We start from the raw sequence: 15445 nt of genomic DNA, 5'->3' as shown, positions 1-15445 counted from the left end.
ACTTTAAATACCAGCGCCACCTGTACCAATACCCTGACCAGCAGTGTATCCAGTAACATCTTGACGAGCATGATCAAAACGAACACTCATTGTGATTTGAACTGCTTCAGATACTGCATAGTCCATTTCCGTATAATCAACGTTCTGTAACCAGCAACCTTCCATAGTCCACTTCTCAACAACTGTTTCATTACCATCAAGCATGTCTAAGTATGTAACAAACTTATAAATTGAACCTTCAGCTGCAGCTGCTAAAAACTGTCCTTCAGCCCCAATCAACCATTGTTGCTTCTGTAATTGTTCTTGAATTACACGAGTAGCCCCACCTGTCAAATCATCTTCAATTGTCAAGGTGACTGGTTCCCACATATGTTTACCAGCAACCCAAGCACGAGAATTGTAACGGTGAAGTTCCACTTCTTCAAAAGATAGTGTTGGTCGTGTAACAGTAACTGCTTGGACTGATACTGGCTGAGAATCTACTCCACCACCCATATTGGCGAATGTTATTCTCCAACGGTTACGTGACTTAGGTTGTAAGATACCAGCACCGTCTAATCCAGGAATACCAATGTCGTTAATTGTTGCCATTTTAAATGTCTCCCTTTAATCCTTATTATTTATAATCCGTTAGAACAACTCAGCACCAGTTGCAACTACGCGAATTGGGATGTATAAAAATTCAGCTGCTTTCGTTGGCTTCAATGCAACATCTATGTACATCTCATTTCTATCTATGCGATCAGGTGTATTGTTTGAATCGTCACAAACTGTGGCGAAGTCATACAAACCACGCTTAGCCATAATATCGCCCAAGAATCCATCAACAGCTGCTTTCAAGTTATTGCGAGTTAGCTGATCGTTTGGTTGGAACAAGAATGGTAATGTGTTCTTACGTAATTGACGCTTGATATACATTAACATACGTTCTACGTTAATACGATCTCGTGCACTCGCTGCAGATGCAGAAGTCTTTTGACCCCAGATAAGAATACCACGACCTGGGAAGAATACAATTGGGTTAATATTTGTTGTGTATTTATACAAGTTATCGCGTTGACCTTTGTTTAATGCAATCTCATTAAATTTAGTTGCTGTTCCAAGAGTTCCTGAAACATAACCAACTTGAGCTACACCAGAAACAAGACCACGACGAGTACCTGCAGGAGCAAACCACAAATCACTAACATTGTCACTAAAAGTGATAGTACGAAGAGCAACACCACTTGCAGCCACATAAACATTCTTACCATCTAAATTAGATGCAATTCCATGTGGGTAGTAGTAAGCAACATTTTCACCATGTTGACGTTCTGAATTTGTATCAGCCCAAGTAACAACATCATCAGCATTCATACTCATTGGAGTATCTGCAATAACCATTGCTTCTTGTTCAATGTCATCAGAAAGTGCTTTCATTTCATCAACAGTTTCATGATAACCAGGACATAGGATTAAATTATATTCTAAAGTTTCAGCTCTAATGTCTGTATTAGAGTTAATTGTTGCTTGTAGTGCTGTAACGATTGCAACACGACGTGCAGCATCATTAGCACCCAAACTTGTCTTATTCAAAAATTCAACTGTGTAAGCAAATAAATCAGCAGCATCTAAAAGAACATCTTTAGACTCCAAAGCTGTAAATTCATTTGCAACTGTTGGGCAGTATCCTTGCAATACACAATCAGCAATCATACCTTCTAAACCATAGAAGTCGTTAGTAGATGCTAAAGCATAACCATTTTCATAAACAGGCATTAATGCATCTGCATCAACACCACCAATTGGTGTACCTAGGCTAACATACTGTGTTAATGAACTGAATAAGTCGACATCTGTAATAATAACAGAACCACCTGAACCAGTAATAGCAGAAGTTACTTTTAAGTTGCCAGCTGTTGTGGTAACAGTAGCAGCACCAGCCAAGTCTGTATTAATTTCATTGATTAATGAAATATATGTTTGAGCAGCACTACCTGTAACGGTGATTGCTTTGTTTGTACCATCAACATTAATTGTTGCAGTGTACACAGTTGCATCATTCATTAGACCAGTAGGAGTACCACCAACGGCACCAGGAACTGGTGTTAATATACCAGATGGATAACCACCTGTCAAAGGATGAACTGCATGCAATGCACTGAAGAATGGCAAAGTTGTACCATCAGCTAATAAGATTGTTGAACTTACACCTGTTGTGGCACTAGTGAATACTAAATCACCACCAACATTAAGTGCAGCTGTCGCACCAGTCATTGCCAAGTTAATTGTATCAATTACATCTTGTAATGTACCACCTGTTACTGTTGCAACACTAATAGGCTGTGCAGCACCACCATCAACTGTGATGGTGAAGTCATATGTATTTGTGCCCAAGTTGTGTAGATTTGTACCAACTTCGACAGCAACAAAATCTACAACTTGATAACCAGCAGTATCAGCAATATTGCCACCAACATCAACTAATTGATATGCAGCCGATGCTGTTGCTGGATTTGTATTATCATCAAAGAAATCTGTTTCAAGATTGGCAAACGTAAAACTATCCCAGACATCTGCTGTGGCTTGGTGAGCAAGGGAGATCAACTCACTAGATGTTACAGTTGTCTTATAACCAGGAGAACCTACAATTAAACCATTTGCAACATTATATTCGTCCATGTATGCTTGAACTAAGTTTTGAAGAACAAAACCAGCATCATTCATCTTGGAAGTCCAAGAAGTACGAATATCATCTAAATTATCATTTAAGTTAACATTTGCACGAACAACAAAGGCTCTGTTACCAGCACCCAAGAATTGGTTCAATGCAAATAGTCCATACTCATTTCGTGCATCACCATGATGTTGGTTACCTTGAAAATCTTCCAAGAAACGAGGAACACCATATAACTGCAAACTCTGAGAAAGGGAAGTTACAGTACGAACAACATCATGCTCGTATGTACCAACAGCTGGCGAAATGCCATCAGGTTGGACTTTCTCTTCGGCAGTGGCAACGAAAAGTAGAGGTACTGTAGGGGCAGCAGCAGGAATGAAAAAACTTTCATCCGTAATAGTTACTGATACGCCTGGTGAAACTAGGTTTGCCATTTTTTATCTCCCTAAATTACTATCTAGTTAAATCCTTGTATTATTTATCTTTGGGTACCTAAATCCGCTTAATTATTAAGTTACAATATCATCGACTGATGTTACTGTAGTATACTCAATACCTTGAGCATCAAATTCTGCAACAATATCAGCAAGTTCTGTTGATAAGTCTGTTGCACTAATTCTCATCTTAATTTTCTCAACAAAATCATGTTTTAAGTTAGCTGGAGGGGCTATATAAATCGGAATTTGAAAGTCCAAAGATGTATGAATCAGTCGGGGATCAGCACCAGAAGGATAGTTTTCTTCCATGCGAACCCCTGTTAATTCAACCTGTGTTATTTTGGTCCAATCGAATGGACCATCTGAAATTTGAATCTGTAACATAGGATCAAAAAGCATTAATATCTGTTCTAAGATTTGCATTTGTTGATCTTGGTTACTAGCAAAGATGGATAGTTCAACTGTTAAGTCATAAGGAATTGGTACATAACGATGAACAACCTGTAAATCATCAGGTATCAAACCACCACGAGGTAAATGTGTATGACGATCAGTTCCCCCAACACCTTTTCTACGATTTGGTGCCATTTCAATGTTTGAAACATATATGGCAATTGCCGGTAGTCTAATTGGGGCATTCTGAGTATTCTTATGTAATATTGCAGCAGCAACTCTATCTTTTGAACCATAATGAACCTTAACTGGTACTAGTCCTTTATCACGATCTTCAGTCTTACCAAACATAACTTGCATCTCAGTAAAAATAGATGCAAATTGCAACAAGTAACTTTTGATCTGTTCATCATAGTAATACATTATTTTTCAACCTTTTTAAGCGACACTCCACTTTCCAAGAATTCTTGTAAGGTAGGTTTCGTCTTGTTATATTGGAAACGTCTATCTGTTTCTATATATAACCATCTATTCTTTATAATTGACCAACGATACAAACGAGGTGGAACATCTTCTGCCAGACCTGAATAAGTCATACGGTGGTATGCACCATCAATAGGGTTTGTTGGAAAATCATCACCAACTGTATATTCTTCACCGTTAGGAGGAAGAGCATCTTCTGTATATAGGCTTTTGGGGTTAATATTTAATTTACTTAAATCGTTTCCAGTTGCATCAAGATTAGCTTGAATAACCTCTTGAGAAATCTCAGCCACATCAGCCAAGTCTGTGCCTCGTTCAGGCACTGCATCTTTTGCAGCATTTGTGATACGATCAGTAGCATCTGTAAGATCAGCATACTTATCAGTATTAAGGTCAAGAAATCCATCAGCCCCTAACTTAGGTTTAAGATCACCGAATACATCTTGTGTTTCTTGACTTGCAAGGGCTGGTTGAGCTATTACACGCAACACTGTTGGTTGCCAGCTCGGACCATAACCTTCCGTACTCCAACCCACATCAGTTACTTCAAGATATTTCTTTATTGGATTCATGTGAGCATCATATTGAGTTTCGTTAGGTAATTCTAATATATCACCAATAATTAATGGACGACCCAATAGTTCAACAACTGAACTAAAAGCAACTTGAATGTACAATTGTTGTGCTGGTACATCGAATCCAATTTTATTCATTTCTGCTTGAACATCAATCAAATCATAACTACCTTTAATTTCGATAGTTTCATTAGCATAGTCACGATTACGTAATTCAATGAATAATGGATCTTCATCAAAATTTTCTAGTCTCGTATCGTTATAAAAAACTAATTGTAAGCGCTCAACGTTCCAAGGATCTGCAGTCCCACCTTGAAATTCAAGTGGACGGATCCTCCAATAACGTGATGGAACGGAGCGCTTAAAACTTATTGTATGTTCAGCTGCATCATCTTCTAAGTCGATAATTGCAGCCCCATACCATTTTAAACCATCATCAGAACGTTCAATTCGTGCTCTAGTAACTCTATGTGCACCTTGCTTTATAACAATGGTCGAAACTAACTTACGAATTGATGTATCAATTCCATAACGTTCACGTCCACTTGAAAGCTTAATTGTTCCAAAGTCATAACCAATAAAAGCAGATGTTACTACATCGGCTCCTTTTTGAGTTGATCTCCATTCCAAGCTGTTATTCGTAAAAGCATTAATAACTGGAAAGGCACTAGGGTTTCCACTCGTTAGTGGTGAGCCATTTCCTACTTGGTCCATTAAAAGTTGTTGCTCGTGAATACCAAGCAACTTAAAGACATTTATTTGAGCACCAGCAATGTTTAGAGCTTCATTGACTACCTTGTCAACAAAACATTTATCATTTGATCTGGTTAAATCCCACTCTGTTTTACAATCAGTAGTTGGTGGGCAACCTGTACGCTCATCACATGCCATTGTATTATCCTATAATAAAGTCAGATCCCATTCCGACCCATTCCTTATTACTTACTAAAAAGTCATCCATTTCCTGATATAATTCTTCAAACATGATTTCAGCTTGTTGATTTAGGTCAGCAGCATTCAATGCAACACCACCACCTGCACCAGGTAAGGAAGCATACTTTCCACGAATTTGTGCTAAGAGTAACATTGCTGATGCCATAGCAAAATTTTCAATCCATGTTTTAGACCATCTATCTTTAATTAATTCTTGTTCAGTTCGTTCAATCTCTGCATCAAGCAAAATACGTTCTGGACGCCAGAAAGCTTGTTCGAGTAGTAATTGACGAGTATCTTCATACCAATGATATTGGATACCTGCAGCAAACATTTGTCCCATCGTTTCAACATATTCATTGACTAAATGGTAACTAATTAAATCAAAAGTACCTAGTTGATACAAATGTTGCAATAACAATTGACCATATACACCTTGACCTTCTGCTGTACCTAAGAATGATGATTGAGTACGATAGATATCCATAATGTTAACAATTTTATGAAATCCAACTCGTTCATCTGTTAAAGTATAAATTTGTTTACCAGGTTCAATATCCATGAAGAAATAGGCTCGACGATATGCTGTTGCGCTTCTGCGTCTAAATTCTTCTATTGCACCATTGATACATTGATCCCATTGATATTTTGTTAACTCAACATCAATAACTGGATAACCTAACTGAGCCCGAATACTATCAATTAACTCACGGCGTTCATCAGGTGAACCATCATTACCTACACCTATTTCTGCATAAGATGGTGTTCCACTCAATCCATCCGTACCAACAATTGGTGGATTATATGTAATACCTGCTGTTAAAGTAGGAAACAAATCACCTTCATCTTCAACAATTGCAATACCAGACTTACTACCTGTGGATGTACTAGCAAACTTTAAGTCACCATCTAATAAGGAAACAATTGCTTTTGGTATTGTTTGAACCCAAGAAGTACCATCCCATTTCATTAGTTGGTTTGTACCAAGATCAAAATAGATATCACCTTTAGTTGGTGTGTATGGTGTAGTTGAATATAACATACTTACCCATGCAGTACCACTCCATTGATACAATGTACTACCATCAGCATCAAACCAAAAATCACCAGCAGTTGGTGTGTATGGATCTGTTTTTGTGCTTGTATATGTGATAGGAGTCCAAGCACCAGTCCATTCATAAAATAGTGTACCATTCTGCCAATAATCACCAATATTAGGTAATGTTGGGTCCGTTGCATAAAACATAAATTCTACAGCAACCCAATTTGTACCATCCCATTGATACAAAGTGTCCGTACTTGGCTTATACCACAAATCACCTGTAACCATTACTTCAGCTGCCGAAGGATCAATGGCTGACTCTACAAAGTTAGCTGCAACATCCCACAGACTTGTGGTAACATCCCAAACCTTAATAACATTCAATGTAGTATCCCACCACAGAGCTGCCGAAGGTGGATTATTTGGTTCGAATGGTGAAACAAGAATACTCAGTGTATCCCAAACTAAAGTTGTTGAATTGTATTGTTTTAGTTCTTCTGTGTTTGGATTAAACCATAGATCACCATTCATTGGCATGGTTGGTTCGGTTGTTGTGTTTGATACTGTTAAGGTATTCCAAACTAGACCATCCCACTGTTTAACCAAACCATTAACCGTATCATACCAATAATCATTCAATGCAACAATTGTTGGGTCGGTAGCATTCATTACTGGATCAACCTGATCCCAAGCAGCGGTTTCATCATTCCACTCGTATAGGTATAATGAATTCTCATCATACCAATAATATGGACAAGTAAGCACAGGTGGCAAAGAAGGATCGATTTCTTGGTTGTATAGAGTTTTTAATTCCCATACAGTACCATTCCATTGATAACCATTCAAACCATCAAACCAAAAGTCTGTACATTCTGGTTGGGTTGGATCAGTGCTATATTGTATTACGGTTTGTGGATCCCATGTACCACTGTATTTGTATAGGATATCATCATCACTATCATACCAAAAAGCCCCAAGAGTTATAACAGTCGGATCATCATTTTGTACAATTACATCTAGACTATTATGTACCATTCCATCCCACTGATATAATGTACCATTGTCATAAAAGTATGATCCTAAATTAGGAGCACCAGTACTTTGAGGTGGACTATCTAATAATGCAAATTGTTTATTAATTTCAGCTATTAACTCATCATATGTTTGAGCTAATGTTCCATCAATTGTAATAACTGGATCATCTGTATGATCTAATGATGGTGTTGTGCCTGATAATTGTACTGTTAATTGTTCATTTGCAGGATGGTCAAAAAATCTATCATCTAAGTCAAACTTAAATGTATAATTAGTACCAGTTAATAGTCCTGTCAAATCTGTACCAGCAACACCAGCATCGAGAATTTGGTAACCATTTGTATCAGCTCGGTCCTGATTACCATACCCTAGGACATAAGCATGAACACCTTCTAAGTGGTATCTAAGCACATTATCGACTGCATGACCTGACACATAGTATGGAGTATCTGGATCTAAGCCTGTGATATCTAAGAATAAAGTTGTTTTATCATCGTAGAAAGCACCAACAACTAAAGCTGTTCCAATTCTATCACCAGCATGTAAATCATAGTCAGCTGTTGGATCGGCTGAATATTTGGTTCCATCGACAGGAACCTTTGTAATATTTTCTGGTGTGGTATCCAACATAATAACAATACCGTTATATGCTTGGGTTGTACTATCACAGCCAGCAGAAGGAGTTGGAATATCCCAAGAAACACGCGCAGTTGTTGGACCTGTCTTAACCAGAGACAGGGAAATTTGTTGCCCTTCTGTATGAATATTACCAGCAGGACTGTCTTTAAATGGTTCAAAAGTAGGCATAAATTACTCCCAATTATCGTAGAAGTATTTATACAAAAGATGGTTTCTCGGTGGGTAGCTCAGATTTTTGTTACTTCAGCAGTATTTTTACTAAGCCATTCTTGAAGTTTATCTCCATCCCACAATACAGAATGTTGTTCCCCTTCTAAAAGGTCACGAACGCCAGCAAAACTAACACTTAAAGGGGTAGGAGTATCATCAATATTAGTATATTCCCACTCAACAAAGATTTTTTGTTTTGGGCACAAAGCAACGTATTCACGAGTTGCTTTGCTTTCACCAATAGGCAACTTACTATAACGCTTAACAGTATATTCAATAATTTGAATAGGAGTCTGTTTAATTGCTTCACGCAACTTTTCTTTGCTAGCTAAGTATTGTTTGAATGATAATTCCATGATTAATCCTCAGTATGATAACCCAGTTATTATTTATGCAGAGTTCCAGTTCAGGTACGGATTCTGAGCTAAATTCATATTAGAGTATTTTGGATCATCAGTGACTTCAGTCATAGACCAATGTGGTAGGTCTACATATTGGTGTTCAGCATCCATCTCAACCTCAGCAATAACAAGTCCTGTATTATCATCAGCATATACATCTATTTCCCAGTCAAGATCATTAACTTCAAAACGATAACGATGTTTAAGAATTACATGTTTAGCAAGACGATATAATTTAACGCCATCAGTATATTCAATATAACATTCTGTTTCTTCACGAGTTAAACCACATGCAGGTGACTTAGCAGTCAAGCAAGCAATACTCCAAGGATCTGTTAAGCGAATACGAACACTAAGATCTGGATCTGTAGATAGATAGCCTTGACGGATGATAACTTTTGATTCGCGGGCATGGTGTGGAATAAGTTGAAATAAATCTTCATGAAGTACAAATTTACGTTCTATTTCTTGCATTCTTTCACCTTTATTTCATTTATTTTACCATCAACATCACAATCAACAGTAATTTGATATTCTATATTGTGAAGGGTAAGTGAGGAATACACATAGGTTATCTCATCTGGACAACTAGCATATTTTTCTAAAAAATCAGTGACATGCTGAAAAATAATCGTCATGTCATCAAAATCAAAATTGTGTTTTTGTGCGAGTATTAACATCCCACAACTATACACAACTAAATGAAAAAGTTAAACTGTATAAGGAGAAGATGGCGGCGTAAAGTCTGTAGTCCATCGAACATCATTAGTCAAACGAACTTCATCCATTAAATAATTATTATATGAACCCCCAAACAATGGATTACTAGCTAAGTCCCCAATACTTGCAGTATTCGTAAATGTACTAGCTGTTACCCCATCAAGATAAATTGTAACAGTTCCTGCATTTCGAACCATTGCGATATGATGCCAACCAGATAGATTGATCCATGTTTTAGCTTGTCCAGAGAATGAATTTCCACTACCAGCATTATAAAAGTATCCAATACCTATACCAGTATAGTTATAACCATAAAACCAGCTGTAACTTCGGTACATATACAAACCTACCTGTGTTGAACTGCCAGGAAGAGAAAATGTATTAGTTGCTTGTTCAAACCCTGTACTACCAAAATTTCCTGTTGGTTTGTACCATGTATCAAATGTAAAATCACTTGTACCAAGTGTAAATTCTGTATCATACACAAAATCTGTTCCACCAGTAGCAAAATTGATACAGCTACCACCAAACACTCCATCAGTATTTGTATTTACAGCCCCAAGATTTTGCTGAACATGACCATATACTGAACTGTCGGTAATAACATTAGATCCATCTGGTCCATCACCATGTAATAACATTAAAATATTTGGATCACCAGGAGGTAATACAGGTGGTGGGGCATAATAAGGTTTATTCAGTAAATTTGGCATAGTAGTATTTATTTTCTTTCAGGCAAAAAAGAAGCCCAACATATGTTGGGCTTCTAAACGACTTCCTATGGAAGATTTACAATTATACGAACGAAATGTTGTTAACTGTGATCTTACCGTAGTAATCTGCACTGTTGCCAAGAGATGTTTGGGTATCAGTGAAAGTTGTCTTACCATAACGAGTCATCAAAGAGACAACAGGTTGGAAAGTCAAAGGATTCACAACAACGCCAGAAGACATCAAAGGAACATATGGGCAGTAGAAGTAACCAGAATCGGTTTCACCGTTGCCACCCTTGTAACCAACCAAGATCTGGTCAGAAGAGCCAGCACCAGGTTGTACTTGGTTCCACAAGTAGCTGTATACTTTCAATGAACCGTTCAATGTACCAACCAACATTGTGTTGTTAGGACCTTTGAAGGAACCTTCAACTGCTGGTGCAAATACTGACTTAGCAGCACTTTGCAATACAGAAACGATCATTGGAGAAACTACGATGAAGTTACCAACACCACGACGAGTCTTACGACCGATTTCGTTAGCAACCCAGTTAATTACGATTGCCAAGTTAGCGAACTTGTCACCAATGTAGTTAGGAGACAAATCAGCAGGAAGACCAGCGTAATCAAAAGTTGCAACTGTGCCAGCCAAAGCTAACAAGTCGTGAATAATTTCGTTGTCGATTTCTTGAACGATTTCAGCAGACAATGCCTGTGTCATTTCGTTTTCAAGATCAAGACCGTGTTGAGCATTTAAGTCTTGCATTGCTTCGATGGTCCAGCCAGCTTGCAACTTACGAGAACCTGCTTGAACAGGTTGACTCAAGACTTCCATGTTCATCTTACGACCACCAGAACCTTCAATGAAGGAACCAGAACCACCCATTACGGTATGACCGAACTTGGTTACGTCGAACATGTCTAAACTTGAACCCCAAGTACCGCCACCACCAAGAACTTCAGCAGCAGTACCAGAAGCAGCACCACCATTATCTGTTCCAGTTGCAACAAACACAGTACCAATATTATTGTCTTGGGCACCGACAGAACGCCAATCACCTGTACCAACTGAAGCGATTACATATGTAACGCCAACAACTAATACGTTATCAGCAATTGGAGCAGCAAGACCGTCACCGATATCACCAGGTGCACCAGGACCAATACCAGAAGCACCAGCAGCTTGTGTTGAGCCAATTGTACCAGAATAGAACTGTTCAATACGTGGGTTGTTACCAAATGCTTCATCACCAGCATTGATATGCTGTGCATCTTCACCATACTTGTAACGTAGAGAGTAAACAAGACCAACAGGACCTTGCATAGGCTGTACACCAACAAGTTCGGTAGCAATTGTACCAGGAATGATACGACGAATCATTGGGATTAAAATCTTACGGAAACCAGCAATGTCATGTGCCTGTGTAGCACCTGCTGCAGCCGTTTCAGAAAGAAGGTAGTCTTTTTGGTTATCCAAAAGAGGTTCTACGATCTTAGCTTTATTTGCATCCAAACCTTCCAACAAAGCGTCTTTGGTTTCGGACCAATTTTCAAAAAGTTCTTCCATTTTAATAAACTCCTTAGTTTTAAATGGTTAGGCTAAAGTTACTTAGCAAGACCAGCTAAACGTTTCAAACTCGAACGAGCAGATTCGGAAAGTCCAATCTTGTCATCGTCTTTTTTATCAACATCTTCTGTAACAATCTCGTCACCAGTGACTTTGTCTGCTTCATCCAATGTTTTCTTTTCTTCAGCTTTTTGAGAACCTTCAGCTAGTACTTTATCTTCCTTCTCTGAACTGTCTTCTTCAGCTTCTTTTAATACACGACCGATGAATGTGCTATAAGCTTCATCAATCTTATCTGTTGGGATATTACCCAAAATTGCTTCCATAACATCACGTGCTTTGCCATCAAGAGGTTCTAAAACTTCTTCCAACTTAGCATTACGTTCCATTTCGTCACGGGCTTTTTCTGATTCAGCAAGTTGCATTGTAACATCATTTAATTGCTGACGAACTTCATGAAGCTCAGCCTCAACACCTTCACCATCAACAAAATTGTCACGGTATTCAGCAACAATACCTTCAAAAATCTTACGACCAAATTCTAATTTCTTAACTTCTTCAATGTCTTCATGAAGTTCTTCAATTTCTTTTGCAAGACGCATTTCTAAGAATGCATCAACTGCTTCGACCAATTCGCTCATATCACCTTTAAGTTCTTCTTTCATAGCCGCTTTGGCTTCGACTAACTTTTCTGCAAATTCAGCTTCAAGGTCACGATAACGTTCAATATCTTCAGTCAATTCTTTCATTTCATCAGCAAGATATTCAGTTACTTTAACGTCAACTGCATCAATTAGGGCATCTTTTTCAGCAACCCATTTTTCAGTCAATTCAACGCGTACAGCTTCTTCAGTCTCTTTACGGGCTGCTTCAATGGCTTCTTCGAGCTGTTTATTGAAAGCATCCTCAAGCTCTTTTTTGGTGTCTTCCGAAAGGATTTCGGTTTCCATCAATTTAGCTAAAAGCTCTTCCATCACACTCTCCTTCAAATAATGTATCTGAGTAAAATAACTTTTAATTAGATATAGATATTTATAACCAGTTGACTTATCAAGAAAAATTACAACTATGAGAGTTGTAAAATTCCTTAATAATCAATTAGTTATAAAATAACGTATATTCTATATTTTTTTCGTTTTTTGGTTTTGAATTATTTCTTTTGGAATAACCCACTGGACAAAAAGCGTAAAAATTCTTTCTTAAAATATTCTTGGGCACGAGAATCGTAACGAGCGGCTTCAGCCAAATCCATTACAACTTTACCATTCTTAGCCATTTCTAAAGATTCGTATATTGTATTTGGCATAGCCCCTGGTGCGGAAGGTGTAGCAACAATATCTACAGTAACAAAGTTAAAACCTGAAACACCACCACTTTCATTTACGGCACCAGCCCCACGACTAGAAACACCTAACGCAACACCACTTTCAACAAGTTGTTTTGCAATATTGCCCATTGGAGTATTAAGAATTTTTGCTCTTCCCATTGCATTACTACCATCCATTTTCAATTCAGTAATAATATGAGATACTCGATCAAGATTAATGGTAAGAGTTTGAGGATGATCTAACTCACCCATAATACCATTATGTGATTTGATTGCATTTTGGGCACCTGATACAGCATTTGCAATTTCTGATAATGGATAATTACGTCCATTACGATTTCTGATATCTGCTTGCATAAAAATGCCTGAAAGCCAAACATCTTTTGTTCCAGATGTAGATTCTTCACAAATGATATTAGCTTCTTGTGGTGACAACTCTTCGAAGAGTAATTCCATGATTTAACTCCTTAATTTATTCGTCCCCATCACCATCATCATCTGTAAAGTCAGGTGTGAGATCATCTTCGACAGTTGGATGAATTAACTCTTTCATCTTTTCTTGAGCGTAACCATGAAAAGAAACTTGAGCTTCTTCGCCCTTTTTATCAGTTAATGCATCTAACATGTCGTGTAATTTTTGCTTGTCGGCCATTTTAGGTCTCCTATCTTATATTTATATAGTTACGAAGTATTTAGCAGAATTAAATGCTGAGTTCCTGCTCACCACCCATTTCTCCTCCACCACCAGCTATCATTTCACTACCTTCGCCACCTGCTTCCATACCTAGCCCTTCTTCACCACCAAGTTCTTCACCTGAACCGTACAATGTTGGTAAATCTTCATCACCGCCATTTGGATCAAGTCCACGCTCTTGACGCAATAGACGTTCATTGGTAAGAATTTCATCATCAGTAAGTTGTAGATAACGCTTAAGAATGAAGCGTTTGGATAGATGTGTGACACTATCAGCTGAACCATAAGATCCAAGTAATTGAGCATCAACTTCTTGCTCACGATAGCGACCAAAGTTAGAAGGTTCTGGTAAACGAATGCGATATAGTGTTTCATCAATTTGAATATTACAATCACGTAAGAAACGTTTGAATTCATCATCAAGAGTTTGTTCTAGATAGCCTTGTAAACGCATAACATAAAGGCAGAAACGCAGTTCTTCAATGTACGCTGTACCAACCTTGCCATCATTGAATAGGGCATTATCAGCACTAGACTTCATCCAAGAAACTGGAACACGAAGACCACGAAATACTTTATCTTGAAAGTACTCTAGGTCAGCTAATTCACCTAAGCCTTGACCACCTGGTAAAGTTTCAACGCGTGATCCTCGACCGTCTGGACGAGAAGCAAAAAAGAAGTCTTCCGACATAGATTGTGGATTGTAAACAGAATCTATAGCATCTTTACCATTAACATTAGTTGGAATCTTCTTTTGACGAATTTCATTTTTAATTTGTTCAAGATATTGTTTTGAACGTTGGGGAGGCATTTTACCAACATCAATATAGAAGACACGTCTTTCAGGTGCACGCTGAACACGGTATATGATAATTGCATCTTCTAATAGTTCTTTCTGACGATGGGCTTTGAATACTGAACGTAAAATAGATTCACCAAATGGTGCTGTATCTGACATATCATCATTCAACGAAAAACGAATAATCTCTTCAGCTGCTACCAACTCTGAATCATAAACTTGTGGTGAACTTAAAGGTTTTAGACCCCCACCACCAGGAATTGCTTGTTTAGTACCAGTTTTTAATTGCCAACCAATAACTTTTGTAACATCATCTTTATCAACAAGAGCAGCTAATGTTTTCTTAGGATGCATGAACTCCCATTTCTTATGTGCACCCTGACGTTTAAAAAATATGTCACCATATTTAACTGTATTACGTGCTACTTTGAAGAGTCTATTTTCCCAATCGTGTATATCACACCAATGTCGCATAGCAGCACGTAATGTCATAACAACAGCATTTGCTACTTCTTGTCCTTCTTCTACTTGCATATCAAGATTAATTGGTAAGTCAGTACGTGTATTATTACCAGTCATTTCTTCAGCAATTGTGTCTAACGCACGTGCTACTTCCACATCCTGATCCATTAAATCATATTCTTTGTAGCGAGTTAGGCGCGTTGACGATCCTTGAACTAATCTTTGATACCAAGTGTAGTTTCCATACTCGTTACCACCCGTAGTATCTTGATTATCTGCAACAATTTCAGTTGCAGGGGTAGGCTTGACTACCTTAAAATATCCTTTAAATTTAGCCATCTTTGGTTCTCACTTGT

The 15445-nt window shown here is 37.9% G+C and carries 14 protein-coding genes; all 14 read right to left on the bottom strand.

Annotated elements, in window-relative coordinates:
• Nucleotides 1-3 precede the first annotated feature (3 nt).
• On the bottom strand, nucleotides 4-591 hold the full coding sequence (locus tag AC220I_RS00225; RefSeq protein ID WP_486721824.1) for a hypothetical protein: 588 nt from the start codon (nucleotides 589-591) through the stop codon (nucleotides 4-6).
• A gap of 39 nt (nucleotides 592-630) precedes the next feature.
• Nucleotides 631-3093 (bottom strand): phage tail sheath C-terminal domain-containing protein, encoded by a 2463-nt coding sequence (locus AC220I_RS00220; protein WP_486721823.1) that lies wholly within the window; start codon nucleotides 3091-3093, stop codon nucleotides 631-633.
• 75 nt (nucleotides 3094-3168) lie between these two features.
• The gene (locus AC220I_RS00215; protein WP_486721822.1) at nucleotides 3169-3912 is read right to left on the bottom strand and encodes a tail sheath stabilizer and completion protein; all 744 of its coding nucleotides are present in this window, start codon (nucleotides 3910-3912) and stop codon (nucleotides 3169-3171) included.
• Nucleotides 3912-5438 carry a hypothetical protein gene (locus AC220I_RS00210; RefSeq protein WP_486721821.1) on the bottom strand — a complete coding sequence of 509 codons (1527 nt, stop codon included), beginning with the start codon at nucleotides 5436-5438 and terminating at the stop codon, nucleotides 3912-3914. Before AC220I_RS00210 ends, AC220I_RS00215 begins: the two co-directional genes overlap by 1 nt.
• 4 nt (nucleotides 5439-5442) lie before the next feature.
• The gene (locus tag AC220I_RS00205; protein ID WP_486721820.1) at nucleotides 5443-8364 is read right to left on the bottom strand and encodes a hypothetical protein; all 2922 of its coding nucleotides are present in this window, start codon (nucleotides 8362-8364) and stop codon (nucleotides 5443-5445) included.
• Nucleotides 8365-8423: 59 nt separating this feature from the next.
• Complete coding sequence (locus AC220I_RS00200; protein ID WP_486721819.1) at nucleotides 8424-8762, bottom strand: hypothetical protein; 339 nt, start codon at nucleotides 8760-8762, stop codon at nucleotides 8424-8426.
• 33 nt (nucleotides 8763-8795) lie between these two features.
• Nucleotides 8796-9281 (bottom strand): CYTH domain-containing protein, encoded by a 486-nt coding sequence (locus AC220I_RS00195; RefSeq protein WP_486721818.1) that lies wholly within the window; start codon nucleotides 9279-9281, stop codon nucleotides 8796-8798.
• Complete coding sequence (locus AC220I_RS00190) at nucleotides 9269-9487, bottom strand: hypothetical protein (RefSeq protein ID WP_486721817.1); 219 nt, start codon at nucleotides 9485-9487, stop codon at nucleotides 9269-9271. The genes AC220I_RS00195 and AC220I_RS00190 overlap by 13 nt, the downstream gene beginning before the upstream one ends.
• Before the next feature lie 30 nt (nucleotides 9488-9517).
• Nucleotides 9518-10240: a LamG domain-containing protein gene (locus AC220I_RS00185; RefSeq protein ID WP_486721816.1), complete on the bottom strand. Its 723-nt coding sequence runs from the start codon at nucleotides 10238-10240 to the stop codon at nucleotides 9518-9520.
• A gap of 82 nt (nucleotides 10241-10322) precedes the next feature.
• A complete protein-coding gene (locus AC220I_RS00180; RefSeq protein ID WP_486721815.1) occupies nucleotides 10323-11807 on the bottom strand; it encodes a hypothetical protein in 1485 nt (494 codons plus the stop codon).
• A 38-nt stretch (nucleotides 11808-11845) separates the two neighbouring features.
• Nucleotides 11846-12781: a hypothetical protein gene (locus AC220I_RS00175; RefSeq protein WP_486721814.1), complete on the bottom strand. Its 936-nt coding sequence runs from the start codon at nucleotides 12779-12781 to the stop codon at nucleotides 11846-11848.
• 176 nt (nucleotides 12782-12957) lie between these two features.
• On the bottom strand, nucleotides 12958-13590 hold the full coding sequence (locus AC220I_RS00170; protein ID WP_486721813.1) for a hypothetical protein: 633 nt from the start codon (nucleotides 13588-13590) through the stop codon (nucleotides 12958-12960).
• A gap of 16 nt (nucleotides 13591-13606) precedes the next feature.
• Nucleotides 13607-13786, bottom strand: a complete 180-nt coding sequence (locus tag AC220I_RS00165; protein WP_486721812.1) for a hypothetical protein — start codon at nucleotides 13784-13786, stop codon at nucleotides 13607-13609.
• 49 nt (nucleotides 13787-13835) lie between these two features.
• Nucleotides 13836-15428 carry a portal protein gene (locus AC220I_RS00160; protein ID WP_486721811.1) on the bottom strand — a complete coding sequence of 531 codons (1593 nt, stop codon included), beginning with the start codon at nucleotides 15426-15428 and terminating at the stop codon, nucleotides 13836-13838.
• Nucleotides 15429-15445 lie beyond the last annotated feature (17 nt).

The organism is Fusibacter sp. (assembly GCF_057447755.1).
The sequence above is the reverse complement of the archived record's forward strand: the minus strand, read 5'-3'. Positions and strand labels throughout refer to the sequence as shown.

What these genes read in the sequence shown, in the direction of transcription:
- AC220I_RS00185 (WP_486721816.1), bottom strand. Translation starts at nt 10,240, where the DNA reads ATGCCAAATTTACTGAATAAACCTTATTATGCCCCACCACCTGTATTA.
- AC220I_RS00215 (WP_486721822.1), bottom strand. Translation starts at nt 3,912, where the DNA reads ATGTATTACTATGATGAACAGATCAAAAGTTACTTGTTGCAATTTGCA.
- AC220I_RS00165 (WP_486721812.1), bottom strand. Translation starts at nt 13,786, where the DNA reads ATGGCCGACAAGCAAAAATTACACGACATGTTAGATGCATTAACTGAT.
- AC220I_RS00210 (WP_486721821.1), bottom strand. Translation starts at nt 5,438, where the DNA reads ATGGCATGTGATGAGCGTACAGGTTGCCCACCAACTACTGATTGTAAA.
- AC220I_RS00225 (WP_486721824.1), bottom strand. Translation starts at nt 591, where the DNA reads ATGGCAACAATTAACGACATTGGTATTCCTGGATTAGACGGTGCTGGT.
- AC220I_RS00220 (WP_486721823.1), bottom strand. Translation starts at nt 3,093, where the DNA reads ATGGCAAACCTAGTTTCACCAGGCGTATCAGTAACTATTACGGATGAA.
- AC220I_RS00175 (WP_486721814.1), bottom strand. Translation starts at nt 12,781, where the DNA reads ATGGAAGAGCTTTTAGCTAAATTGATGGAAACCGAAATCCTTTCGGAA.
- AC220I_RS00195 (WP_486721818.1), bottom strand. Translation starts at nt 9,281, where the DNA reads ATGCAAGAAATAGAACGTAAATTTGTACTTCATGAAGATTTATTTCAA.
- AC220I_RS00160 (WP_486721811.1), bottom strand. Translation starts at nt 15,428, where the DNA reads ATGGCTAAATTTAAAGGATATTTTAAGGTAGTCAAGCCTACCCCTGCA.
- AC220I_RS00170 (WP_486721813.1), bottom strand. Translation starts at nt 13,590, where the DNA reads ATGGAATTACTCTTCGAAGAGTTGTCACCACAAGAAGCTAATATCATT.
- AC220I_RS00190 (WP_486721817.1), bottom strand. Translation starts at nt 9,487, where the DNA reads ATGTTAATACTCGCACAAAAACACAATTTTGATTTTGATGACATGACG.
- AC220I_RS00180 (WP_486721815.1), bottom strand. Translation starts at nt 11,807, where the DNA reads ATGGAAGAACTTTTTGAAAATTGGTCCGAAACCAAAGACGCTTTGTTG.
- AC220I_RS00200 (WP_486721819.1), bottom strand. Translation starts at nt 8,762, where the DNA reads ATGGAATTATCATTCAAACAATACTTAGCTAGCAAAGAAAAGTTGCGT.
- AC220I_RS00205 (WP_486721820.1), bottom strand. Translation starts at nt 8,364, where the DNA reads ATGCCTACTTTTGAACCATTTAAAGACAGTCCTGCTGGTAATATTCAT.